The sequence below is a fragment of the Allomuricauda sp. TY007 genome (assembly GCF_010468565.1).
Classification (GTDB): domain Bacteria; phylum Bacteroidota; class Bacteroidia; order Flavobacteriales; family Flavobacteriaceae; genus Flagellimonas.
In genome coordinates, this window is sequence record NZ_WUEG01000006.1 from 101,623 (window position 1) to 125,019 (window position 23,397).

Annotated in this window: 29 protein-coding genes; 16 read left to right on the forward strand and 13 right to left on the reverse strand. The window is 41.2% G+C overall.

Annotation, left to right across the window (positions count from 1 at the left end; all coding sequences use genetic code 11):
- The first annotated feature begins 37 nt into the window (after nt 1-37).
- The 4 genes from GO009_RS08290 to GO009_RS08305 all read left to right on the forward strand — a co-directional run bounded on the left by GO009_RS08290 (nt 38) and on the right by GO009_RS08305 (nt 2,450).
- Nucleotides 38-1,150 carry a serine hydrolase gene (locus GO009_RS08290; RefSeq protein WP_239057423.1) on the forward strand — a complete coding sequence of 371 codons (1,113 nt, stop codon included), beginning with the start codon at nt 38-40 and terminating at the stop codon, nt 1,148-1,150.
- A gap of 67 nt (nt 1,151-1,217) precedes the next feature.
- Nucleotides 1,218-1,550, forward strand: a complete 333-nt coding sequence (locus GO009_RS08295; RefSeq protein ID WP_163625745.1) for a hypothetical protein — start codon at nt 1,218-1,220, stop codon at nt 1,548-1,550.
- The gene (locus GO009_RS08300) at nt 1,540-2,115 is read left to right on the forward strand and encodes an RNA polymerase sigma factor (RefSeq protein WP_163625746.1); all 576 of its coding nucleotides are present in this window, start codon (nt 1,540-1,542) and stop codon (nt 2,113-2,115) included. Before GO009_RS08295 ends, GO009_RS08300 begins: the two co-directional genes overlap by 11 nt.
- Entirely contained in the window at nt 2,112-2,450 is a 339-nt protein-coding gene (locus tag GO009_RS08305) for a hypothetical protein (protein WP_163625747.1), read from the forward strand. The genes GO009_RS08300 and GO009_RS08305 overlap by 4 nt, the downstream gene beginning before the upstream one ends.
- A gap of 73 nt (nt 2,451-2,523) precedes the next feature.
- Here the strand turns inward: GO009_RS08305 and GO009_RS08310 are convergent, their stop codons facing one another.
- The 8 genes from GO009_RS08310 to GO009_RS08345 form a co-directional block, all read right to left on the reverse strand.
- A complete protein-coding gene (locus tag GO009_RS08310) occupies nt 2,524-2,907 on the reverse strand; it encodes a nuclear transport factor 2 family protein (RefSeq protein ID WP_163625748.1) in 384 nt (127 codons plus the stop codon).
- A 78-nt stretch (nt 2,908-2,985) separates the two neighbouring features.
- Nucleotides 2,986-3,270 (reverse strand): hypothetical protein, encoded by a 285-nt coding sequence (locus tag GO009_RS08315; protein WP_203532415.1) that lies wholly within the window; start codon nt 3,268-3,270, stop codon nt 2,986-2,988.
- A 25-nt stretch (nt 3,271-3,295) separates the two neighbouring features.
- Nucleotides 3,296-3,721 carry a VOC family protein gene (locus GO009_RS08320; RefSeq protein ID WP_163625749.1) on the reverse strand — a complete coding sequence of 142 codons (426 nt, stop codon included), beginning with the start codon at nt 3,719-3,721 and terminating at the stop codon, nt 3,296-3,298.
- Nucleotides 3,722-3,758: 37 nt separating this feature from the next.
- On the reverse strand, nt 3,759-4,202 hold the full coding sequence (locus tag GO009_RS08325) for an SRPBCC family protein (RefSeq protein ID WP_163625750.1): 444 nt from the start codon (nt 4,200-4,202) through the stop codon (nt 3,759-3,761).
- Nucleotides 4,203-4,212: 10 nt separating this feature from the next.
- A complete protein-coding gene (locus tag GO009_RS08330) occupies nt 4,213-4,623 on the reverse strand; it encodes a VOC family protein (RefSeq protein WP_163625751.1) in 411 nt (136 codons plus the stop codon).
- Nucleotides 4,624-4,667: 44 nt separating this feature from the next.
- Nucleotides 4,668-5,084 carry a VOC family protein gene (locus tag GO009_RS08335; RefSeq protein ID WP_163625752.1) on the reverse strand — a complete coding sequence of 139 codons (417 nt, stop codon included), beginning with the start codon at nt 5,082-5,084 and terminating at the stop codon, nt 4,668-4,670.
- Entirely contained in the window at nt 5,074-5,583 is a 510-nt protein-coding gene (locus tag GO009_RS08340; RefSeq protein WP_163625753.1) for a DinB family protein, read from the reverse strand. Before GO009_RS08340 ends, GO009_RS08335 begins: the two co-directional genes overlap by 11 nt.
- A complete protein-coding gene (locus GO009_RS08345; RefSeq protein ID WP_163625754.1) occupies nt 5,576-6,118 on the reverse strand; it encodes a dihydrofolate reductase family protein in 543 nt (180 codons plus the stop codon). The genes GO009_RS08340 and GO009_RS08345 overlap by 8 nt, the downstream gene beginning before the upstream one ends.
- Before the next feature lie 151 nt (nt 6,119-6,269).
- Here GO009_RS08345 and GO009_RS08350 point away from each other — a divergent pair, with 151 nt between their 5' ends.
- On the forward strand, nt 6,270-7,250 hold the full coding sequence (locus GO009_RS08350) for a GlxA family transcriptional regulator (protein WP_163625755.1): 981 nt from the start codon (nt 6,270-6,272) through the stop codon (nt 7,248-7,250).
- A 68-nt stretch (nt 7,251-7,318) separates the two neighbouring features.
- Here GO009_RS08350 and GO009_RS08355 read toward each other — a convergent pair whose 3' ends face one another.
- From GO009_RS08355 to GO009_RS08365, 3 genes are read right to left on the reverse strand one after another with little or no spacing between them, the layout of a single operon-like run.
- Nucleotides 7,319-8,860 (reverse strand): acyl-CoA carboxylase subunit beta, encoded by a 1,542-nt coding sequence (locus GO009_RS08355; RefSeq protein WP_163625756.1) that lies wholly within the window; start codon nt 8,858-8,860, stop codon nt 7,319-7,321.
- 5 nt (nt 8,861-8,865) lie between these two features.
- Entirely contained in the window at nt 8,866-10,308 is a 1,443-nt protein-coding gene (gene accC / locus GO009_RS08360) for an acetyl-CoA carboxylase biotin carboxylase subunit (RefSeq protein ID WP_163625757.1), read from the reverse strand.
- A gap of 6 nt (nt 10,309-10,314) precedes the next feature.
- On the reverse strand, nt 10,315-10,815 hold the full coding sequence (locus GO009_RS08365; RefSeq protein WP_239057424.1) for a biotin/lipoyl-containing protein: 501 nt from the start codon (nt 10,813-10,815) through the stop codon (nt 10,315-10,317).
- 337 nt (nt 10,816-11,152) lie between these two features.
- Here GO009_RS08365 and udk point away from each other — a divergent pair, with 337 nt between their 5' ends.
- The 11 genes from udk (at nt 11,153) to GO009_RS08420 (ending at nt 21,502) form a co-directional block, all read left to right on the forward strand.
- A complete protein-coding gene (gene udk, locus GO009_RS08370; RefSeq protein ID WP_163625758.1) occupies nt 11,153-11,761 on the forward strand; it encodes a uridine kinase in 609 nt (202 codons plus the stop codon).
- A gap of 1 nt (nt 11,762) precedes the next feature.
- Nucleotides 11,763-12,095 (forward strand): septum formation initiator family protein, encoded by a 333-nt coding sequence (locus GO009_RS08375; protein ID WP_163625759.1) that lies wholly within the window; start codon nt 11,763-11,765, stop codon nt 12,093-12,095.
- Nucleotides 12,088-13,488, forward strand: coding sequence for a methylmalonyl-CoA mutase subunit beta (locus tag GO009_RS08380; protein ID WP_163625760.1), 1,401 nt, complete (start codon nt 12,088-12,090; stop codon nt 13,486-13,488). Before GO009_RS08375 ends, GO009_RS08380 begins: the two co-directional genes overlap by 8 nt.
- Nucleotides 13,481-15,589 (forward strand): methylmalonyl-CoA mutase, encoded by a 2,109-nt coding sequence (gene scpA, locus GO009_RS08385; protein WP_163625761.1) that lies wholly within the window; start codon nt 13,481-13,483, stop codon nt 15,587-15,589. The genes GO009_RS08380 and scpA overlap by 8 nt, the downstream gene beginning before the upstream one ends.
- 135 nt (nt 15,590-15,724) lie before the next feature.
- Entirely contained in the window at nt 15,725-16,498 is a 774-nt protein-coding gene (locus tag GO009_RS08390; protein ID WP_163625762.1) for a ParA family protein, read from the forward strand.
- The gene (locus GO009_RS08395) at nt 16,499-17,404 is read left to right on the forward strand and encodes a ParB/RepB/Spo0J family partition protein (RefSeq protein ID WP_163625763.1); all 906 of its coding nucleotides are present in this window, start codon (nt 16,499-16,501) and stop codon (nt 17,402-17,404) included.
- Complete coding sequence (locus tag GO009_RS08400; protein WP_313790215.1) at nt 17,397-18,053, forward strand: DUF5683 domain-containing protein; 657 nt, start codon at nt 17,397-17,399, stop codon at nt 18,051-18,053. Before GO009_RS08395 ends, GO009_RS08400 begins: the two co-directional genes overlap by 8 nt.
- 3 nt (nt 18,054-18,056) lie before the next feature.
- Nucleotides 18,057-18,758 carry a 4-hydroxy-tetrahydrodipicolinate reductase gene (gene dapB / locus GO009_RS08405; protein ID WP_163625764.1) on the forward strand — a complete coding sequence of 234 codons (702 nt, stop codon included), beginning with the start codon at nt 18,057-18,059 and terminating at the stop codon, nt 18,756-18,758.
- Between the two features lie 50 nt (nt 18,759-18,808).
- Nucleotides 18,809-20,548: a signal peptidase I gene (lepB, locus tag GO009_RS08410; protein WP_163625765.1), complete on the forward strand. Its 1,740-nt coding sequence runs from the start codon at nt 18,809-18,811 to the stop codon at nt 20,546-20,548.
- 20 nt (nt 20,549-20,568) lie between these two features.
- Nucleotides 20,569-21,201, forward strand: coding sequence for a WbqC family protein (locus GO009_RS08415; RefSeq protein WP_163625766.1), 633 nt, complete (start codon nt 20,569-20,571; stop codon nt 21,199-21,201).
- Entirely contained in the window at nt 21,194-21,502 is a 309-nt protein-coding gene (locus tag GO009_RS08420; protein WP_163625767.1) for a DUF6122 family protein, read from the forward strand. The genes GO009_RS08415 and GO009_RS08420 overlap by 8 nt, the downstream gene beginning before the upstream one ends.
- Here the strand turns inward: GO009_RS08420 and GO009_RS08425 are convergent.
- Nucleotides 21,491-22,435 carry an endonuclease/exonuclease/phosphatase family protein gene (locus tag GO009_RS08425; protein ID WP_163625768.1) on the reverse strand — a complete coding sequence of 315 codons (945 nt, stop codon included), beginning with the start codon at nt 22,433-22,435 and terminating at the stop codon, nt 21,491-21,493. The genes GO009_RS08420 and GO009_RS08425 overlap by 12 nt on opposite strands.
- Before the next feature lie 96 nt (nt 22,436-22,531).
- A complete protein-coding gene (locus GO009_RS08430; protein WP_163625769.1) occupies nt 22,532-23,395 on the reverse strand; it encodes a rhomboid family intramembrane serine protease in 864 nt (287 codons plus the stop codon).
- Nucleotides 23,396-23,397 lie beyond the last annotated feature (2 nt).

Consider the following 23,397-nt stretch of genomic DNA (forward strand, 5'->3'; position numbering starts at 1 on the left):
CAAAAAAACACATCAATCAAATTAAAATTTTTTAAAGATGAGATACATGTTACCTATTATTAGAATAATCCTATTATCAATAGCAATTTTAGCGGCTCGGGACACCTGTGCACAAAACAAGTACATAGAAACAGTTGAAGGGAATACACTACCCCTTTCCAAATTGGAGGCAGAAGTTGTGAAGGCAATGAAAGCCAACAATATACCTGGAGTTTCCATGGCCATCATCAACAAGAACAAAATGGTGTACCATAATGTGTTTGGGGTCGCCAACTCAGAAACAGGTACACTGGTGACCAAGGCGAGCATTTTTGAGGGAGCTTCGCTTTCCAAACCCATTTTTGCCTATTTTGTAATGAAGATGGTAGAAGAAGGTGTCCTGGATTTGGATAAACCGCTCCATGAATATTTGCCCCACCCGGGTATTGCACCAGAAAGTGTAAAAGATTATAAATTGATAACGGCCCGCATGGTATTGGCTCACCAAACAGGTTTTCCCAATCATGCCAATGGCGAACCTATAAAACTGGCCTTTGCTCCAGGAACCGATTTTATGTACTCAGGGGAAGCCTACCAATATTTGGCGGCTGTCATTGGTCAGTTAAAAGGTGTTGGATTTAAAGAACGATTGAACGAGCTGTTCCAAAAAGAAGTGACCATTCCCTTGAATATGGAGCATACCACCTTTATTTGGGACGACTATTTGAAGGAACACAAAGTTTTTGGGCACAACAGTGAAGGCAAACCTACCCAAAACAGTCCGGCTGCAGGTGGATGGAGTGGAAAAACCTTCAATGCTTTTTCCAGTGTGCACAGTGAAGCTTCAGAATATGCTAAATTTATTATTGCAATGCTCAAAAGGAAAGGGTTGAAAAATGACACTTTTGAAGCTATGCTCAAGGAAGAGACCCATTTTTCGGATAATAACCCACTTAAAAAAGAAATAGGCCAAACAGGTTGGGGACTTGGCTTTGCACAAAAAGTCACTTCAAAGGGAACCATGCATATGCACACGGGGAACAATCACGATTTTCAAGCGTACGCCATGTTTATGCCGGAAAAGGAATATGGCTTGGTGGTATTTACCAATTGTGATAAGATGCCACAATTTTTGGAAGCGCTTTCAGTAGTGATGGGCCCACAATTCTAGGTTTGAATTGTTAAATAATCGATATAAAAAACATAGAAATCAATAAATACATCAAAAAAGGATAGTTATGGAAAATATACAGGATGCTTTGGGTGCTCTGCTTCTAATGGGAGGTATAGTGGCAGTGGTCTTCATTGTAGTGAGGTATACTTATCTTTTAAAAAAGGCCATGATAGAAAAAGGGCTTAAACCTTCCCAAACTGGGAATAAAATGCAATATGTAGATATAGGTTGTATTGTACTCGGCCTTGGTGTTGGGTTGATTGCATCGACCATTTTTACCACAATGGACCTATCGGAGGACACGGCCGATTTATTTATTTGGGGTACCATCCTTGTATTCGGTGCCGGGGGATTGTTACTGGCGCATTGGTTGCGAAAAAAGGAAAGTGGAAGATAGGGACTCCAAGGATATTGCACTTGTGGCAAAGAGCATGCAAGGGAATAAGGAGGCATTTAGGGAATTGGTAGAGATTCATAAAAATGCGTCCCTTTCCCTTGCTTGTTCTATTTTAAAAAATCAAGTAGTTGCAGAAGACGCCGTTCAGACTGCCTTTATAAAAGTCTATCAAAAAATGCATACGTTCAAACAACGGTCCAAGTTTTCGACATGGCTGTATCGGATTGTGATAAACACTTCGTACAACATACTAAAACAGCAAAAAAAGTATGTTGAAATCGAGACAGGCGAAACTCTAAGGATTGAAACGGAAGGGGAACACAATGACACACCTTTAATGCAACAGGAAAAAAGAAAATATATTTGTCTTGCTCTCAACGACTTAAACCCCGACGAAGCTTTGGTACTCAGGCTATTTTATTTGTACGAATACAAGATTTCCGAAATACAGAAAATCACGGGGTTCAGCAATTCAAAGATTAAAGTAAATCTTCATAGGGGCCGGAAAAATATGGGAGATCGGTTAAAAAAATTATTGGGCAACGAGCTAAAAGAGATAATATGAAAGAGGAGCAGATAAAAAAAGTACTTAAAGAGAGTGAAATTCGTACTTCTGATGGGTTTACGGATAGACTCATGCAGCGGATTGAGCAGGAAGAAGAAAAAACTGCAATCATTCAAATTCCACCATTAAGCTATGCCATTTTTGCCTTGGCCGCTTTACTATTGGTTATGGGTATATATCTGTATTTTGGCGATGTACCGTCTTTTTCTATTGCCAATATTAGGATGGGTGCAATAAAGACCCCTATATTTCTAGGTTTATCTTTTTTAGTGTTGGCAGGGATGAATCAAATCCTGAAAACCAACCGCTCTATGTACACTATAATGAAAAATTAATTGACGGGTTCGGCTATTTCATAAATATTGAATGAACATTCTATAAGCTCTGCTCAATCAAAGGCGGTATCCACTATGCATGATTTTTGGAGACCAAATAGGATACAATAGCCTTTACACGAGTTCCCTTGGCACTCGTAAATTCGTAAAAATCAGAAAACCCGAGAGTGCTTCCATCTTCCAATACCATTTCACCATTTACGGCGGCTTCTTTACCGTGGGTAATTATACTATAAATGGTTAACTCTTGTACTTTGTTTTGTCGCATTACCTGTAACACTGTTCTAAAGGGCTTTATACCGCTGATAGTTTTGTCTCCGACCAAAGTCCATGTAATGTTGGTATCAAGTAAACCTATTGCCTTTTCAATTTCATTGGATGCAAAATAGCAGGTAAGGTCTTTGACCAACGCTCTTTTTGGGGCATTTCCACAATCAGGTTTTATATTTAGTTTCACTTTGCTTGGTGTTTGTTGATTGCATTTACTTTTTAACGATTGTATTATAACATTGACTCCGATAAAGTTATACGCTGCTTAGGTGATTAATGTCGACATTTTTATAGGGATTTCATCGGGCAGGATTTGTATGTCCTCTTGATATGCTTTTACCAGCTTAATGATAGGGACAGTATCTATTGTACTTTCCATAGAAGCTACCCGCAGGATATTGTCGCAATCCTCTAAATCAAAATTGATTTCACAATAAGGAAATTCCTTTTGGAGTTTGCCCAAAAGGAATTCCGCTTTTTCAATAGTGGTTACCGAGGTGCGAAATACCTCTACCATATTTAATTGTTTCCCATTGAAATTTTTGTTCATGTTTGATTTTATAGTCGTGATAAGATTACTGTCCTTGAGGATTATAATTGACCATCCAATGGACACCAAACTTGTCCACAAAGCTTCCAAAGTAGTCGCCCCAGAACTGGTCGGCCATGGGCATTTCAATTTTCCCTCCTTTTGAAAGGCCATTGAACAGACGGTCTGCTTCTTCTTTACTCTCCGGATGCAGTGAGATATAGTTGTTGTTTCCTTTCATGAGCTTATGCCCCATGGAAGGGACAGTATCAGAAGCCATAAGAATAGTATCCTTGGAAATGGGCAATGAGATATGCATGGTACGATTTTTTTCTTCTTCGGATAGTTTCTCGGCATCGGGGGCATCCCCCATTTTCATGTTCGCGATAAAATCTCCGCCAAACACCCCTTTGTAAAAGTTGAATGCTTCTTCTGCTTTTCCGTCAAAATTTAAGTATGGATTTACTTTCATTGTTTTTGATTTATAGTATTAATGTTTATGTGTGATTTTACGATTGCTTTTCCGCCAACGCTTTTACTTTTTCCAAGGCTTTGGGCCAAGTATCCAAAAAGAAATTTTTGTACCCATCAACAACATCTATTTCTATATGTAATAGAGTTTTGTCATCAATATGTTCGAGGATGTAATCTTCCATGGCCCCTGCCCACTGTTTTGCTTCTGTGCTCTTATAATCTTCTACTCCGTTCGTAATAATTCCCAAATGCTCTATGGACATGTATTTATCAGGAACATTTTGTCTTATACTACTCACCATTCCTCTTCCATCTTGAGTTAAAAAATAAGCTTTGCTTCCTTCTTTCCAGTCTGTTTTGGCATAAGACCCTTCGGAGAAAACTGCTGTCCATTCACGATAGGTGTCATCATTCCATAGTATTTGCCACACCTTATCGGTCGGGGCGTTGATTGTTATTTTAAACTTTTGTTGTATCATTTTATACAATTTATCCAGGCATTTTTTCCATATCCATATACAGCATGCTCCATCGGTGCCCGTCCAAATCTTCAAAACCAAAAGCGTACATCCAACCATCGGATTCACCAGGTTCTGCAAAGATTTTGCCACCGGCTTTTTGTACTGTTTTTGCCATTGCATCTACTTCCGATTTGCTCTGGGCATCGATATTGATCAATACTTCCGTTCCTTTTTGGGTATCACTGATTTCATTCTGTGCAAACCCTTTAAAAGCGTTCTCGGGAAACAACATCAACACAAAATTGTTTTCTCCGATAAGGAAGCTCCCCAAGTGCTCAGCATCTTTATGCATTGGATTTTCCTTAAAACCAATGGCATTAAAAAATTCCTTCGATTTTTTAATGTTCTTTACAGGTAGGTTCAACCAAATAGTTTTCATGATTTTTAGTTTAAGTTATGTTTTCCGCCTGCTTGATGCAGGGATTATTTGTTCAAATTACAGAACAGATTGAATAAATGCCCATCCAAATCGGCAAAAACACCCACGTAATAACCGTTATCGTCGTAAAAACTTTTTCTATCATTCCTAGGGTCAAAACGAATGGTTCCCCCTATCTTTTTTACTTTGTCTATCCACTCGTGGATTTCTTCCTTGCTGTCTGCGGAGAGAGTGAACATAATCTCATTTCCTTGGCTTAAATTGGCCACCTCCCCTTCTAGACTAGTTTTTAGCTTTTCTTTTTTAAAAAAGTGAATAACAAACTCATCGTCACCGAACAAGAAGCTTACCAAATCTTTTGAGGGAGTTCCGTTTTGCTTAAACCCCAGTGCCAGATAAAACTTTTGTGTTCTTTCAACATTTTCTACGCCTAGGTTTGCCCAGATTTGTTTAGGTGTCATTTTTTATGTTTTTAATGATTTGTTGTAGTTGATGGTTATGGCGCTGTGTATGTACTGTATTAAAGCCAATCCACTCGAGGCGGGTGAATGGCCCATATTCTGGGATTTCAAAATCCAGACAGGTTTTTGACAGGTCCATATTCTTGGAGTTCGTATTGACCCATTGAATTTTCTCTTTCAAACTTGTCAGAAGACGTTTTTTGTTAATTGGGTCATTTGTTGGAACAATCGCTTTGGGCGAATCCATTTTGATGTCAAAATTTAAAAACAACGCACGTATTTCAGTCAGTTTTTGGTCTGGGGGGCGTTGGGTATCTTTAACCTCTCCCAACAAAATTTTGGATACGTCGTATGATTTGTCCAGATGATTACCGACTTGCCCGGCGGTCCAACTATTTTTGGCGGGCTTTATATTGAGTTGTTCATTGGTCAACGAAGAGAGCAGCTCAATAAGCGTTGAGGTTACAGTGTGGTATTCTTTTAAAATAGTTCTATCCATTCTGTTCGGGTTTGTATATATTCAGTATGTTGCCACATTTAAAAGGTTTGGCGCTTACTAATTTAAGTTGTTGCTGTTTCTCGGTCTGAAATAAAGGTGTTCCTTTGCCCAGAACCACAGGATTTACAATAATTCGGTATTCGTCTATCAAGTTGTGTTCTATAAATGATGAGGCTATATTGGCCCCGGCAAACAACACCATGTCCTTCCCTGGTTTTTCTTTTTCTTTTTGTATTTCTTCGGCGACGTTTCCGGGAGCTATTCTGGCATTCATTTTTGCCTTTTGTAGGGTTGTGGAGAATACAATTTTGGGTGTTTGGTTCATTATATCTGCAAATTCACCTTTTTGATCGGGCCAATAATCCAGCATCAACTCATACGATTTTCTACCATAGATAAAAGTATCCACCGTTTTCATAAAATCCATCATGTATCTCTGCATTTCATCATTCCAAACGTGCCAATTGATATCATTGTCCACTCCTTCAATATAACCGTCGATGGACACTAGCATAGATAAAATAACCTGTCTCATAACACTCGTTTCCGTTTAACAATCAAGGTGTTACCAAAGGTATGTGTACTAATTAGTACTTTGGGGGTATATTTACGTCAATATAACGGGTTGATTGCGACAGCAACTTACTATACCTTTGGATTAAAGTTAATCAATTGATTTTCAGAAAATGAAACATATATCGATACTTGTTCCCGAAGGAGATTCGAGCCTGAGCAATTTGGAGGCAACTTTTAAAATGTTCAATATGACCAATAGTGCCCTGCAAAGAGCGGGCAAAGCTCCAATGTTTGCCACTCACCTTGTGGGTACACAAAAAACAGCGAGGTCAAGCAACGGGATGTTCAATATTATACCAAATACGACTATTGAGGATATAAAGAAAACCGACTTGATCATTATTCCTGCAATTCATGGTGATTACAGGGAGGTAGTTTCCAAAAACAGTGCACTTATTCCTTGGATCAAAACGCAATACCGCAATGGTGCCGAAGTGGCGAGTCTGTGTATTGGTGCATTTATATTGGCGGGTACAGGTTTGCTCGATGGAAAAGAGTGCGCCACGCATTGGCTGGCAGCAAGTGAGTTTAGGGAGATGTACCCCAAAGTAAATCTGGTGGATGATAAAATTATCACCGACGAGAACGGTTTGTACACTAGCGGAGGCGCCTATTCATCTTTAAACCTAAACCTTTATTTAGTGGAAAAGTTTGCCGGTCGCGAAATGGCGGTGCTATCCTCAAAAGTTTTTGAAATAGACATTGGCCGTGTCAGCCAATCGCCATTTATCATTTTCAAAGGGCAAAAATCCCATAACGATAAGGAGGTTTTAAAGGCTCAGGAATTTATTGAGCAAAATTATCAAGATAAAATAACCGTTGATGATCTATCCGATAAAATTGCGGTAAGTCGAAGAACCTTCGAAAGACGTTTTAAAAAGGCTACCTCAAACACGGTTATCGAATACCTACAACGTGTAAAAGTGGAAGCAGCGAAAAAGGAGTTGGAAAAAGGAAGAAAAACGGTCAACGAAGTAATGTATGAAGTGGGATATAACGACCCCAAGGCGTTTAGGGATACCTTTAAGAAATTTACGAATATGACCCCCTCGAAATATTTGATCAAGTACAGTAGGGCTGTTGCAATTTGATAAAACGTATTAAGAAGAATCTTTCTTTTCCCTAAGGATGAATAGACGAGTCCTTCAATTTTCCAACTTTACAATGGAATATTCCCATGCTTCTTCCAGGGAGTTTGCACCTCTTTTTTCTCCAACATGGCAAAAGTCTTCAACAATTTGCTTCGCGTATCTTTGGGCAGAATTACCTCATCAATAAATCCACGCTTAGCGGCTCGATAAGGATTGGCAAACTTATCGGCATACTCTGCTTCTTTCTCCTTTAATTTGGCTTCCGGGTTATCGGCGGCAGCAATTTCCTTTCTAAAAATAATTTCACTGGCACCCTTTGCCCCCATCACCGCGATTTCCGCACTTGGCCAAGCAAAGTTGAAGTCGGCACCAATATGTTTGGAATTCATTACGTCGTAGGCGCCGCCATAAGCTTTACGGGTAATCACGGTAACTCGTGGCACGGTCGCTTCACTCAGGGCATAGAGTAATTTTGCCCCGTGTATAATAATTCCGCTCCACTCTTGGTCAGTTCCAGGCAAAAATCCAGGAACATCAACCAACACCAATAATGGAATATTGAAAGAATCACAAAAACGGGTAAAACGGGCTGCCTTTGTGGAGCTGTTCACATCCAAAACCCCTGCCAAAAACATAGGTTGATTGGCAATAATCCCAATACTCCTACCCCCTAATCTAGCAAAACCGGTAATAATATTTTCAGCGTAATCTTTATGGATTTCATAAAACGAATCGGTATCAATAATTCCTCCTATAACATCATGCATATCGTAAGGCTTGTTGGGATTATCCGGAACTATACTAGACAACTCCTCCCTTGTTTCATCACCAAGTTTATAAGGCAACAATGAGGTGGTTTCCTTATTGTTTTGGGGCAGATAATTCAACAAGCTTCGAATATCATCCAAGCAAGTAGCATCGTTATTGGAAGTTTTATGGGCCACACCGGATTTTACCGCGTGGGTACTGGCTCCTCCCAACTCCTCCGAAGTAACGGACTCATTGGTCACCGTTTTTACCACATTGGGCCCGGTAACGAACATATAGCTGGTTTCCTCCACCATAATAATAAAATCCGTCATTGCAGGCGAATACACCGCTCCACCGGCACAAGGGCCCATAATGGCAGAAATCTGTGGAATTACCCCTGATGCTTGCACGTTGCGGTAAAAAATATCGGCATAACCACCAAGCGACCTCACTCCTTCCTGAATTCGGGCACCGCCAGAATCGTTGAGACCGATTACGGGTGCTCCCACTTTCATGGCCAAATCCATCACCTTACATATTTTTTCGGCATGGGTTTCGGAAAGCGCTCCTCCAAAAACGGTGAAATCCTGGGCATACACATACACCAATCTTCCGTTTACGGTTCCATAACCTGTTACCACGCCATCACCATAATACATTTCCTTGTCCATACCAAAATCGGTGGTACGGTGGGTCACCAAAATGCCCATTTCTTCAAAAGAGCCTTCATCCAAAAAGTAAAGTACCCTTTCGCGAGCCGTCAACTTTTTCTTTTGATGTTGTTTTTCGATACGTTTTTCACCACCGCCCAAATAGGCCTGTGCTATTTTTTCTTGTAGTGCTTTTATTTTGGGGTCCATAGGATTCAATTTGAAGGTAATCGTACTATTTTCTTGTCTTCCAGAAATTGATAAAGGGCTATCATAGCAGCAACCTCTGCTCCGTTGGCCGTTTGCTGCTTGATTTTTTCCGGAGAATAATAATTCTTCACAAAATGGGTGTCAAAGTTCCCTGACCGGAAAGCATCGTGAGCAAACACAAAACTTCCGAAAGGCAAGGTAGTCTGCACCCCTTTCACTTTATATTTTTTAATGGCATCGAGCATCAATTCAATGGCTTCTTCGCGAGTTTTACCATAGGTAATAAGCTTGGACAGCATGGGATCGTAGTAAATGGGGATATCCATTCCCTCCTTAAAACCATTGTCCACCCTAATCCCTTCACCAACGGGTAATTGATAGGCTTCGAGATTTCCCACACTGGGCAAGAAATCGTTCAATGGGTCTTCGGCATACACGCGAAGTTCCACCGCATGACCATTGATTTTTAAGTCTTCCTGTTTCATTGGGAGTTCCTCGCCACGAGCTACTTTTATTTGCAATTCCACCAAGTCCACTCCCGTAACAAGTTCGGTAACGGGGTGTTCCACTTGCAGGCGCGTATTCATCTCCAAAAAATAGAAATTGAGGTCGGCATCCATCAAAAACTCAACAGTACCTGCTCCAACATAATCACAAGATTTGGCCACCTTGCACGCTGCAACGCCCATTTCTTCCCGCAATTCCGGGGTTAAAATGGCAGAAGGCGCCTCTTCCACCACTTTTTGATGGCGTCGCTGTATACTGCATTCTCTTTCAAAAAAATGGAGGACATTACCGTGCGTATCGGCCATGACCTGTACTTCGATGTGCCTGGGAGATTTAACGTATTTCTCCACAAAAACAGAACCATCACCAAAAGCGGAAGTAGCCTCGCTTATGGCTCTTTTCATGCCCGATTCAAGGTCTTCCGCCTTTTCCACAATACGCATTCCTTTACCTCCACCACCGGCAGAAGCTTTGATCAAAATGGGGTAACCTACTTCATTCGCAATCTCGTGGGCCTTGGACACATCGGAAATCGCTTCGTCAATACCGGGCACCATAGGAATATCATAAGCCTTCACAGCTTCTTTGGCCGCCAATTTGCTCCCCATAATCCGAATGGCTTTGGATTTTGGCCCTATAAAAGTGATGCCGCTCTTTTCCACAGCTTCGGCAAAATCAGCGTTTTCACTTAAAAAGCCATAGCCTGGATGAATTCCATCAACATGAAGCTTTTTGGCCACCTCAATAATTTTGTCCCCTCGCAAATACGATTGGTTGGAAGGTGCTTCGCCAATACAAACGGCTTCATCCGCAAATTGTACGTGGGGGGCATTCCTGTCCGCTTCAGAAAACACGGCAACAGTATTTATGCCCATCTTTTTTACGGTTTTCATAACCCTTACCGCAATTTCGCCACGATTGGCGATCAATATTTTTTTCATGCTATTTTATTGAAATTCAATCAATAATTGTTTCTTGTCAACGGCATCACCTTTCGATACTCCTATTTTTTTGATAACGCCGTTTCTCGGAGAGGTAATAATGTTTTCCATTTTCATGGCTTCCAGAATCAATAGTTGGCCTTCTTCTTCAACTTCCTGACCTTCTTCCACCAAAATATCCAAAATTAATCCTGGCATAGGTGCGGATATAGAATCTATATTTTTACTGCCATTGGTAGCAAAGCCCATTTTTTGGATAAGTTCATCCAAAGGGGTTTGGATTAAGGTTTGGTATTCCCTTCCGTTAACACTTATGGTGTAGGTTCCATTATTAAAGTTGGAATCCAAAATTTTTATATGGTACGATCCCCCATTTTTTAAAAGATGAAAGGCATCATCACCGGTTTTGATCAAATCCAACGAAGAAATAGTGTCCTTGGAAAGTTTAAAGTCAAAGTCATCGCCAACCTTGACCGTATAAGTATCGTTCATATATAAAATTTCCATTGGTTAGCTTGATAAATATAAGGGTAATGCATTAAAATCACACAAAGCTAAACGCTTAAACCAGTAAGAATTATGACATTGATCATTCATTTTTTGATAGATGATTGCTAATTATGTTGTATCCTAGTAAACTGCCTCGGGGCAAGCCTGTCTGCCGACAAAGGCAGGCTCACGAGGCACCTGCCTGGCCGGTAGGCAGGTTGATAGGAAAAACACATTTTGATTTCGGGGCAAGCCTCGGAGCAACATGCCTAACGGCAGTCAGGTTTAAATCTCGATTATCGAGTTAAGCGGTAGATATAATCATTTGTTTATTTTTGATGACAAATTTTGAACTATGTTGATTCTTGGGATTGCTGGTGGCACAGGGTGCGGAAAAACAACGGTAGTAAACCAAATTGTGGAGCAATTGCCCGAAAATGAGGTAGGTGTGATTTCGCAGGATTCCTACTACAACGACCTTTCCCATATGAGCCGGGAAGAGAGGGCCAAAATTAATTTTGACCACCCCAATTCCATTGATTTTGACCTATTGATTGAGCATATTGACCAGTTAAGGGCAGGAAAGACCGTGGACACTCCTATTTATTCCTTTGTAGAGGAAACCCGAATGAAGGAAACCGTGCCTACGCCACCGCGAAAAGTGATGATTGTGGAAGGGATTTTGGTGTTGAGTAATCCCAAATTAAGGGATATGTTCGATATAAAAATATTTGTTCATGCAGATTCGGACGAGCGTTTGATTCGAAGGTTACAGCGGGACACGCAGGAACGGGGCCATGATTTAAACAAGGTACTCACTCGATATCAGACCGCGGTAAAACCAATGCACCTTCAATTTATTGAACCCTCGAAGGAGTTTGCGGATATCATTATACCGAACAATCGCTACAATACGGTTGCCGTAGATGTTGTAAGGACCATCATCAACAATAATCTTACGTAACATGGGCCTAAAGGAATTGAGAAAAAAGAAATGGTTCAAGATAATGACCAATACCTATATCTTGGTCCTGACCATTTTTGTGATTTGGATGGCTTTTTTTGACACCAATTCCCTAATGATCCATTTGGAACTTGAAAACGAAATAGATAAGTTGGAAAAGGAGAAGGAGTTTCTGAAAAGTGAAATCGCCAAGGATAAGGAAATCTTGGAAAAGATGTCGGATAAGAGAGAGTTGGAAAGGCTTGCCCGTGAAAAATATTACATGAAAAAGGAAAATGAAGAAATATTCCTGATTGAATATGAAGATAGTCTAAAGAACAAACAAGATGAGTAACACTGGTCTATTTAACGAATTTCCTGAAGTTTCCGCCAAACAGTGGAAACAAAAAATCCAGATGGACCTCAAAGGTGCCGATTACAACGAAACCTTGGTTTGGGAATCCTTGGAAGGGATTAATGTTAAACCTTTTTACCATCAAGAGGACATTGCGGGCATTCCTTCCTTTTCTCTCCCCAAAGACCATGATTGGTCGGTAGGCCAATCAATTTATGCGGGGGATGGCAAAAAAGCCAATGCAAAGGCTCAAGAAATACTCGAAAAAGGTGCGGAAAGCATAATTTTCACTATTCCCAATGAGAAAATTGACTTCGAAACCTTGTTCTCTGGCATCAATTTAGAGACGGTGCAGCTTTACTTCAATTTTGAGTTTTTGGCCCTGGAACCTGTCAAAAAATTAGTTTCACTTCTAAAAGACAAAAAAGCAAAGGCCCATTTGAACATCGACATCATTGGGCATTTGGCCAAAGATGGCAACTGGTATCACAACCTTGAAGAGGACCACAAACTACTGACACAAATACTCGCTTTAGGCAATTCCGATATTTCAGTCATTGGAGTGGACTCATCTCTATACCAAAATGCCGGGGCCAACATGGTGCAACAATTGGCATACAGCTTAGCACACGCCAATGAATATTTAAATCACTTTGTCACTTCGAGTGCTCCCGATAGCAATGGGGACGGGAAGTCTTTCCCCATTACTTTTAAAGTTGCCGTTGGCAGCAACTATTTCTTTGAAATAGCCAAAACAAAAGCCTTACGATGGCTTTGGAACAGCTTGGCGGCCGAATACAACATTCAAGGTGGGTGCAACATTTTGGCCATACCCTCCAAGCGCAACAAAACCTTGTACGATTACAACGTGAATATGCTCCGTACTACATCAGAATCCATGTCGGCAGTTTTGGGCGGAGCGGATACCGTTTGTAATTTAGCCTATGATGCCATTTATCATAAAGACAATGCGTTCGGAGAACGAATTGCACGTAACCAACTGTTGCTTTTAAAAGAAGAATCCTATCTGGCCAGAGCTTCGCAAATTTCTGAAGGCACTTATTATATCGAATCACTCACACATCAATTGGCAGAAAAAGCCTTGGTTCTTTTTAAGCAGATTGAAAAAGCAGGCGGTTTTTTAGATAGTTTAAAAAAAGGCATGGTGCAGCGTAAAATAAAGGAAAGTGCGGACAAGGAGCAACAGCTTTTTGATGAAGGGAAGATAGTTTCTCTTGGCACCAACAAATACCAAAATCCACAGGACCGCATGAAGGACGAATTGGAACTCTATCCTTTTGTAAAAACCAAAGCACGAAAAACCATTATTGAGCCCATCATCGAAAAAAGATTGGCGGAAACTTTGGAACAAAAAAGACTGAACAATGAGTAGAAAAAACCTTCAACATCTGGAATTAAGTTCAGAGTTCGGAGTTCAGAATTCAGAGTTGGAGAATACCCATAACTCAAAACTCATAACTCATAACTATAGCCATACCAACTTTGCTGCGGGCATCTCGCCATTTTTACGTGGCCCCTACTCCACCATGTATGTTCGCAGGCCCTGGACCATTCGCCAATATGCAGGTTTTTCCACTGCCGAGGAAAGCAATGCGTTTTACCGAAGAAATTTAGAGGCAGGCCAAAAAGGACTTTCCGTAGCATTTGATCTCCCCACGCACCGTGGTTACGATTCGGACAACGACCGCGTAGTCGGAGATGTGGGTAAGGCAGGAGTAGCCATAGATTCCGTTGAGGACATGAAAATTTTGTTCAACGGTATCCCTTTGGACAAAATGTCCGTTTCCATGACTATGAATGGAGCAGTAATACCCATAATGGCCTTTTATATAGTAGCAGGTCTGGAGCAAGGTGTTTCCATGGAACAACTTTCCGGAACCATCCAAAACGATATTTTAAAGGAATTTATGGTGCGGAACACCTACATCTATCCTCCCACCCCCTCCATGCAGATCGTTGCGGATATTTTTGAGTTCACCAGTAAAAATATGCCACGGTTCAACAGCATCAGCATTTCCGGTTACCACATGCACGAGGCTGGAGCTCCAGCATCCATGGAGTTGGCCTATACTTTGGCCGATGGAATCGAATACATCCGAACAGGTATAAAGGCTGGCTTAAAAATTGATGAATTTGCACCCAGACTTTCATTTTTCTGGGGTATTGGGATGAATCACTTCGCCGAAATCGCAAAAATGCGGGCCGGACGCATGCTTTGGGCCAAGTTGGTACAACAATTCAACCCTTCAAATCCAAAATCATTGATGCTCCGCACCCACAGTCAGACCAGTGGATGGAGCTTAACGGAGCAAGATCCTTTCAACAATGTGGCCAGAACCACCATTGAGGCCATGGCGGCAGTTTTTGGCGGTACCCAGAGCTTACATACAAATGCATTGGACGAAGCGATTGCCTTACCTACGGATTTTTCGGCACGTATTGCACGGAACACACAGATTTACCTTCAACAGGAAACACACATCACAAAAACGGTAGATCCATGGGCAGGAAGTCATAAAGTGGAAAAATTGACCAACGATATTGCTGAAAATGCCTGGGAATTGATTCAAGAGGTGGAAAAATTGGGCGGGATGACGAAGGCCATTGAAAAAGGCATCCCAAAAATGCGCATTGAAGAAGCCGCAGCCAAAAAGCAAGCCCGTATTGATAGTGGACAGGACATTATTGTTGGTGTGAACAAATATAGATTGGACAACGAGGACGACCTTCAAATTTTGGAAGTGGACAACGCCAAGGTTCGCAAGCAACAAATGGCTCGATTGGACCAAATACGAAGCAGTAGGGATTCCAAAGCTGTGGAAAAATCGCTCGAAGAAATACGTGTTGCTTCCAAAAAGGCCATGGAAAACAACTCCGACCGTGGAAATTTGTTAGCTTTAGCCATAGAAGCAGCCAAACAGCGTGCTACCCTTGGTGAAATTAGTGATGCCATGGAAAGTGCGTTCGGACGTTATAGAGCAAAAATTCAATCCTTTACCGGAGTGTATTCCAAAGAAATCAAAAACGACGAAAGTTTTGAAAAGGCCCGTAAATTGGCCGATGCCTTTGCCGAACAAGAAGGACGTAGACCCCGTATTATGGTGGCCAAAATGGGGCAAGACGGTCATGATCGTGGCGCCAAAGTAGTGGCCACTGGTTATGCCGATCTAGGTTTTGATGTGGATATTGGACCTTTGTTCCAAACACCTGCCGAAGTAGCCAAGCAAGCTGTGGAAAACGATGTTCATGTGTTGGGTATTTCTTCACTCGCCGGTGGACACAAAACACTGGTTCCCGAGGTGGTTCAAGAACTCAAAAAATACGGTCGCGAGGATATTATGGTCATTGTTGGGGGCGTAATTCCAAAGCAAGATTATGACCATCTGCTAAAAAATGGCGCGGTTGCCGTGTTCGGTCCAGGCACCAAAATTGCAGATGCAGCCACGGAAATTCTAAATATTCTATTGGATTAGAACCCATAACAGTCTAACAAATAAAAGTTTAACTTTATTTAACGTAGAATAGTAGGTTTATTCACCCCCTGTTAACAAATTACATTTTATCGCATCCTAAATAATCGTATTTTTAGCACCTAACTTATCTATGAAATGGGCAAGATTATTGCAATAGCAAACCAAAAGGGTGGTGTAGGAAAAACTACCACAACGGTAAACCTTGCAGCCTCTTTGGGCGTATTGGAAAAAAAAGTGCTACTTATTGATGCCGACCCCCAAGCCAATGCAACATCGGGTTTGGGTGTTGATGTTGACTCTATCGAAAAAGGTACATACCAGCTTTTGGAACACACCATGAGTGTGGAAGAAGTGACGATTTCCACCGATTCCCCTAATGTGGATTTGGTACCAGCGCACATTGACCTTGTTGCCATCGAGATTGAATTGGTGGATAAGGACAACAGAGAGTACATGATGAAAGAAGCCTTAAAGAATTTGGGCGATAAGTACGATTTCGTGCTGATTGATTGTGCTCCTTCCTTGGGACTGCTCACCCTGAACGCGCTTACAGCAGCCGATTCTGTAATGATACCCATACAATGTGAATATTTTGCCCTGGAAGGTCTTGGCAAATTGTTGAACACTGTAAAAAGTGTACAAAAGATACATAACAACGATTTGGACATTGAAGGAATGTTATTGACCATGTACGATTCCAGGTTACGACTTTCCAACCAAGTGGTTGAAGAAGTGAAAAAGCACTTCGCGGATATGGTCTTTGACACTATTATCCAAAGAAACGTTAGGCTGAGCGAAGCCCCAAGTTATGGTGAAAGTATCATAAAATATGATGCAAGCAGCAAAGGTGCTTCCAATTATCTTAACTTAGCCAACGAAATTTTGAAGAAAAACAAGGAGAAAGTTTAGATGGCGAAAGCAACAAAAAAACAGGCGCTGGGAAGAGGCCTGTCCGCTCTATTGAATGACCCGGAGAATGATATTAAGTCAGTTTCGGACAAAAATGCGGACAAGGTTATAGGCAATGTAGTAGAGTTGGACATTAATTCCATTGAGGTCAACCCTTTTCAGCCGCGTTCCAATTTTAACGACGAAACCCTTGAGGAATTGGCCAGCTCCATACGTGAACTGGGCATCATCCAACCGATTACCGTAAGAAAACTGGATTTCAATAAGTTCCAATTGGTTTCTGGGGAGCGAAGGTTCCGTGCCTCCAAATTGGTGGGGCTGGAGACCATTCCGGCCTATATCCGCATCGCAAACGATCAGGAATCCTTGGAAATGGCCTTGGTGGAAAACATCCAAAGGCAAGACCTCGACCCTATCGAAATTGCCCTCTCTTATCAAAGACTTATCGATGAAATCGAGATCACTCAGGAAAAATTGAGCGACCGTGTTGGAAAAAAACGTTCCACCATCACCAATTATTTGCGCCTGTTAAAATTAGACCCCATCATCCAAACAGGAATGCGCGATGGATTCATCAGCATGGGTCACGGTAGGGCCCTTATCAACATTGATAAAAAGAAGGACCAAATCGCCATTTATGAAAAGGTCGTTTCCGATGGTCTCTCCGTTAGAGCTACCGAACAATTGGTCAAAGACCACAAAGAACCTAAAAGTTCAGGCTCCGAAAAGAAAAAGAGCAGCTCAGATGTTCCCGACTTTGTTTCAAACAGCTTGGATTCCATCAAAGAACGATTAGCGACCAAAGTGGATATTACCACATCCAAAAACGGAAAAGGAAAAATTGTGATACCCTTTCATTCAGAAGAAGACTTTAAGCGTATCAAAAAATTGTTGACAGGTGAATAAAAACCTCCTTTTATTGTTCTTTGCCTTTTTGTTGTTTCACACAGGATTTTCTCAGGAAGAAGAGGAAAAAGAAAGCAAAAAACAGCCCCAACAAACCAAAGAGGTGGATTCTCTTTCACAAAATATGAAAGGGGAAGGCGTTACTTTTGAAGAGGTCACCAAAAAGGAGAACATTAATCCCCTTGCCCCTAGCAAGGCTGCTTTTTATTCGGCAATCCTCCCAGGTCTTGGACAAATTTACAACAAACGCTATTGGAAGGCCCCCATTGTTTGGGGCGCCATCGGAACAGGAATTTATGTCTATTCTTATAACAACACCGAATATCGCAGGGCAAGAAACGCTTTCAAGCGCAGACTTGCAGGTTTTGAAGACGACGAATTCTGGGATTTGAACAAAGACGGAAACGGGCCGGATTTAACTTCGGAAGCATTACAAGAAGCACAAGAAAACACCCAACGGGACAGGGACTTGGCTTTGGTAATCACCATTGCTCTTTATGCCTTGAACATTATAGATGCCAATGTGGACTCGCACTTAAAGCAATATAATGTAAGTGATGATCTGGCTGTTGACCTCAACCCTTATTTAGATATAAACCCTTTTACCAATCAGCCAAACTACGGTATGGCTATGGTTATAAAATTTTAATGTATGAAGATCGGTCTGTTTGGATATGGCAAAATGGGAAAGATGATCGAGCAGATTGCTCAAGGAAGAGGCCATTCCATCGTAGCAAAGATTGATGACCCTTCACAAGATGTGGATTACGCCTCAATGGATGTTGCCATTGACTTTAGTACTCCAGAAGCCGCTTTTGACAATATCACCAATTGTTTCAAAAATAATGTGCCCGTCATTAGTGGCACAACGGGTTGGTTGAATAGGTTTGAGGAGGCCATCAAAATTTGTAATGACAATAAAAGTGCTTTTATCTACGCCTCCAACTTTAGTTTGGGAGTCAATATTTTCTTTGAACTCAATAAGCATCTTGCCAAAATGATGGCAGAATTAGATCAGTACAAGGTTGCGATGGAAGAAATCCATCACACCCAAAAACTGGATGCACCCAGTGGAACCGCCATTACCTTGGCCGAAGGCATTATTGAAAACACCTCCTACCAAAACTGGAAATTGGAACAATCTGGAGATAAAATCATCCCAATAAAATCCATAAGGGAAGGTACAGTGCCTGGAACTCACAGCATTGCCTACAAGAGTTCCGTGGACACCATCGAAATAAAACACGAAGCACATAACAGAGAAGGTTTTGCTCTGGGAGCGGTTATTGCATCGGAATGGATACTTGGAAAAACAGGTGTTTTTTCCATGAAAGATGTGTTAAACCTAAGCTAAAAAACGTAACAAGAATTTAGACCTAGGGTCTAACAAAGAAACTTTTTTATATGGACGGTACACAATGGATCATTTTTATCCTGATTATTCAGGTTATCCATTTCTTGGGAACTTGGAAACTCTACGTTAAGGCAGGCAGAAAACCATGGGAGGCCGCCATACCTATTTACAATGGCATTGTTTTGATGAAAATCATCAACAGACCTTGGTGGTGGGTAATTTTATTGTTCATTCCCATCATCAATTTATTGATGTTCCCCGTGGTTTGGGTGGAAACCATCCGAAGTTTTGGAAAAAATTCCCTTGTAGATACATGGTTGGTCATCTTAACGCTTGGTTTTTATATCTACTATATCAATTACGCTGAAGATGTACAATATATTGAAGATCGTAGCCTAAAGCCAAAAACGGGATTGGGCGAATGGGTCAGCTCCATTGTATTTGCCATTGTGGCAGCAACCTTTGTCCACACCTATTTCATTCAACCTTATGTGATTCCGACAGGGTCTCTGGAGCGTACCTTGCGAGTGGGTGATTTCTTGTTTGTAAGCAAGTTCCATTATGGAGCAAGGGTTCCTATGACAACCTTGGCCGCCCCCATGGTGCATGATACACTTCCTGTTCTTAAAACAAGGTCATATTTGGCCGATGTGAATCCAGACACTTATAAAACTTCTTGGATAAACAAATTGCAACTCCCTTACATGCGGTTGCCCGGTTTTGAAAAAGTGGAGAAAAACGATATTGTGGTCTTCAGTTTGCCCGCTGATACTTTGTATCAATTCTTTAAGGCACAAAAGGCCGTTATAAAGCCTATTGATAAAAAATCAAACTACGTAAAGCGTTGTGTAGGTACCCCAGGAGATTCCTTGCAAGTTATTGATGGCTATGTGTACATCAATGGGGAACAGCTTCAATTATCTGACAGGGCAAAACCGATGTATGTCTACGATATTTATGCAAAAAACGGGGTTTCCAGTAGGTTTTTGGAAGAGGTGGATGCATCCGACTATGTTCGAAAATACATTGCAACCAATATCAGTGAAGCGCAGTACAATGGATTGGCGCCATTCATTTCCGGTGCAAGACCAACAGAGAATGGCAAAATTGAACTGTACACACAGGAAAATGGGATCCCGACCGATGTTATTCGTCAATTGCGGCTTTCGCTGACCGAGGAAAAACCTCGCTCCCGTATGGCCAATTTAACTGATGAAATGGTCTCGGCCCTCCGAAACAATCCTGCTATTGATTCTGTGGTACAGACCATAGAACCCAAAGGGGAATATGGCGGTGCTTTCCCTCAAAAACCTAACCTATACCCTTGGAACAACGATAACTTTGGACCCATTTTTATTCCCAAGAAAGGAACCACCGTCGAAATCAATTCCAGGACCATTCCACTGTACAAAAAAATTATTCGGGATTACGAATACAATGACGTAAAGGTTACTGGCAACAAAGTGCTCATAAATGGCGAAGAAGCCGATTCCTACACCTTTAAACAGGATTATTATTGGATGATGGGTGACAATCGTGACCACTCCGAAGATAGTAGAACGTGGGGATATGTTCCTGCCGATCATATTGTGGGCAAACCCGTGTTCCTTTGGATGAGCTTTGACAACTTTAGGCAGGGCATCGCCAATTGGAGGGTTCGTTGGGATCGTGTATTTACCACCGTTGGTGGAAGCGGCGAACCTGTATCCTATTTCTGGTATTTCATCGGGCTATTGGCAGCTTGGTTCATTTTTGATTTCTTCCGAAAGCGAAAGAAGAAAAACGCATAAGACAACATAATCCGAGTTCTTTGAAAATTCTTGTACACCCTTCCTATTTCCCTAGTATCGCCACTTTTGCGGCCATTGTGCAGCATGAAATGGTTTGGGAAGCCCATGATAATTTTCAGAAGCAGACGTACAGAAACCGCTGTTATATTTCAACGGACAAGGGCAAGCACATGCTCAACATCCCCATTAAGCACGTAGGCGGCAAAGAAGGTCGACAAAAATATGCTGATGTTACCATGGAGAACAGCTATAACTGGAAAAAGGAACATTGGCGCACTTTGGAAACCGCATATAGGACCTCCCCGTTTTTTGAATTTTATGAGGATGAACTAAGACCGCTTTATGAAGGAAATGATGACGCTCTTTATGACTTCAATTTAAAAACTATAGAAACGATTGCAGATTGTATTGGGCTGGCAATCCCAACAGAAAAATCCAAAAAATACGAAGTAATCCCAGAAACTTATTTTGATGCTCGGTTTTTGGTAGAGGCGAAAAAGGAGAAAGATTGGAGCGTGGAACCCTACACCCAAGTATTTGAGGAACGCCATGGATTTATCCCAAATTTAAGCGTGCTTGATCTCCTGTTCAATGAGGGAACCAACACGCTCAGTTACCTAAAAAGTCTATCTTTGGATTTAAAACATGCTTAGGCATCTACTCCATTACGGTATACATTTTTTGGTTCCCATTGTGATTGCGTTTTGGTTTTTTAAGGACAATAGAATCAAGATAGCTTTAATACTTTTGGCGGGAATTATCATCGATGTAGATCACCTTTGGGCCACTCCTCTATTTGATACCAACCGTTGTAGCATAGGGTTTCATGCCCTACACAGTTATTGGGCAATTGCCATCTACTGCATTTTGCCATTTTTTAAACCCACACGAATAATTGGATTGGCCTTGATTATCCACATTTTTGCGGATACATTGGATTGCCTACTCATGTGAACTGAAGCGTAAAGTGGCCATAACAGGATAGTGATCGGACAGGCGTTCATCAAAATTTTGATGGGAAAGTACTTCAAACTTTGGGTCTGCCAAAATATAGTCAATACGCAGTGGAATCTTCCAAAAATCATAGGTACGACCAAAGCCCTTACCTTTTTCCAGAAAGGTATCTTGTAAATCTCCTTTTACAATTTTGTAGATGTTGGAAAACTGTGTGTTATTTAAATCACCACAAACTATATTGGTATATGAGCTGTTCTCAAAATGAGTCCTAAATATTTCCGCCTGCTCCAACTGCTTCGAAAATGTATGGACCAATCTTTTATATGTCCTCTCCGATTTTTCCCCATCTGAAAAATTATCGGTACTGGGTCTTATTTTAAACGATTGCAAATGCAAATTATAAACCCTAATGGTATCTTTTCGTAATAAAATATCTGCATAAATAATGTTGTTCTGTGTGCCGGGAAGATCTAACGAACCGCTACTTATTATTGGGAACTTGGAGAATATGGCTTGCGTTGCTCTTTTATTGGCATGCGGGGTTTCACTACGGTAAGGATACTGTTTCAATTGCTGATACCGTGCCCTACTATGCTCCTGCACACAAAATATATCGGGGTCCTGTTTCTTAACAAGTTCAACAATACTATCGCCAACACCTGGTTCTTTCATCCATCCATTTTTATTGAAGCCCCACACATTATAGGACATAATTTTCAAGTCGGATGATTCTTTTTTGGGAATAGGGTCATTGCCCAATCCATAAAAAGGTCCAAACATTAAATAACCAAGAACAATCGCAACCAAGGAAAGAACAAGTTGTCTTTTTAGTTTGATGCCCCAGTAAACAAGGAATAAAATATTAAGTAAAAAAAGAAAGGGAACTACCAAACTTAGAACAGATAAGGCCGAAACAATTTGGAGCGGCATATAGGATAGTATGCCGGTGACTATCAATAAAACTGCAACTAACGCATTGATTACATACACAATCCTATCAATTATCGAGGTAGCTTTTTTCACGGTCTAATCTTCCTTACCTGCCTTAAACAAAAAGTCTTTTTCCTCTTTAGACAAGCTCTCGTAACCAGATTTACTGATTTTATCCAAAATCGTATCTATTCGTTTTTGCTTGGCCTGCTTATCGTAATCCGCTTTGCTCTTGGTCGCTGCTTTTTTCCTGTATACCGTTTTCATTGGCGCCTTCTTTTCTTTTGGCTTGAAAAGGTCCAAAATGACATTTCTGAACTTGGTAAAGCCAGCACCTATGTCATTGCCTTTGAACAATTGCCGAGCATACACATAGCCCAAAAAGGCTCCACCTAAGTGGGCCATTCCACCACCAATGTTGTCCCCCATACCTATCAGCACCAAATCCTTAACCACCAAAGCAACCCCGATATACCATAGTTTGATGTTGAAGAAAATCAAACGTACTTCTTGATTGGGAATATAGGCACAAACAAAGATAAGTACTGCGTTAACTCCTGCAGATGCTCCAATCAAGGCGGTATTGGAGTTGACCAGGGTCGGGAATACATTATAGCTGAGCAGAAACACCAGCCCACCCAACATTAAACCTAAAAAGTAAACGTTGATAAATCGTTGGGCATCAAAAAGATTTAAGAATATTCTACTCGCAAAGTAAAGCACGAGCATATTCCAAAAAATATGACCGAAGTCTGCATGGAAAAATGAATATGTGACCAAAGACCACGGTTGTGCCAAAAACTCAAAAAAGTCCTTGGGCAAATGGAACCAATGTGAAAAGGAATAGCCCAGTAATGCTCCGGATAGACCATCCAACAAAAACAACAGTACGTTTACCGCTATAAGTTTTTCCGCTATGCTCAGCCTAGCAAATTGATATCGAAGTCCTCCGTTCATCATAA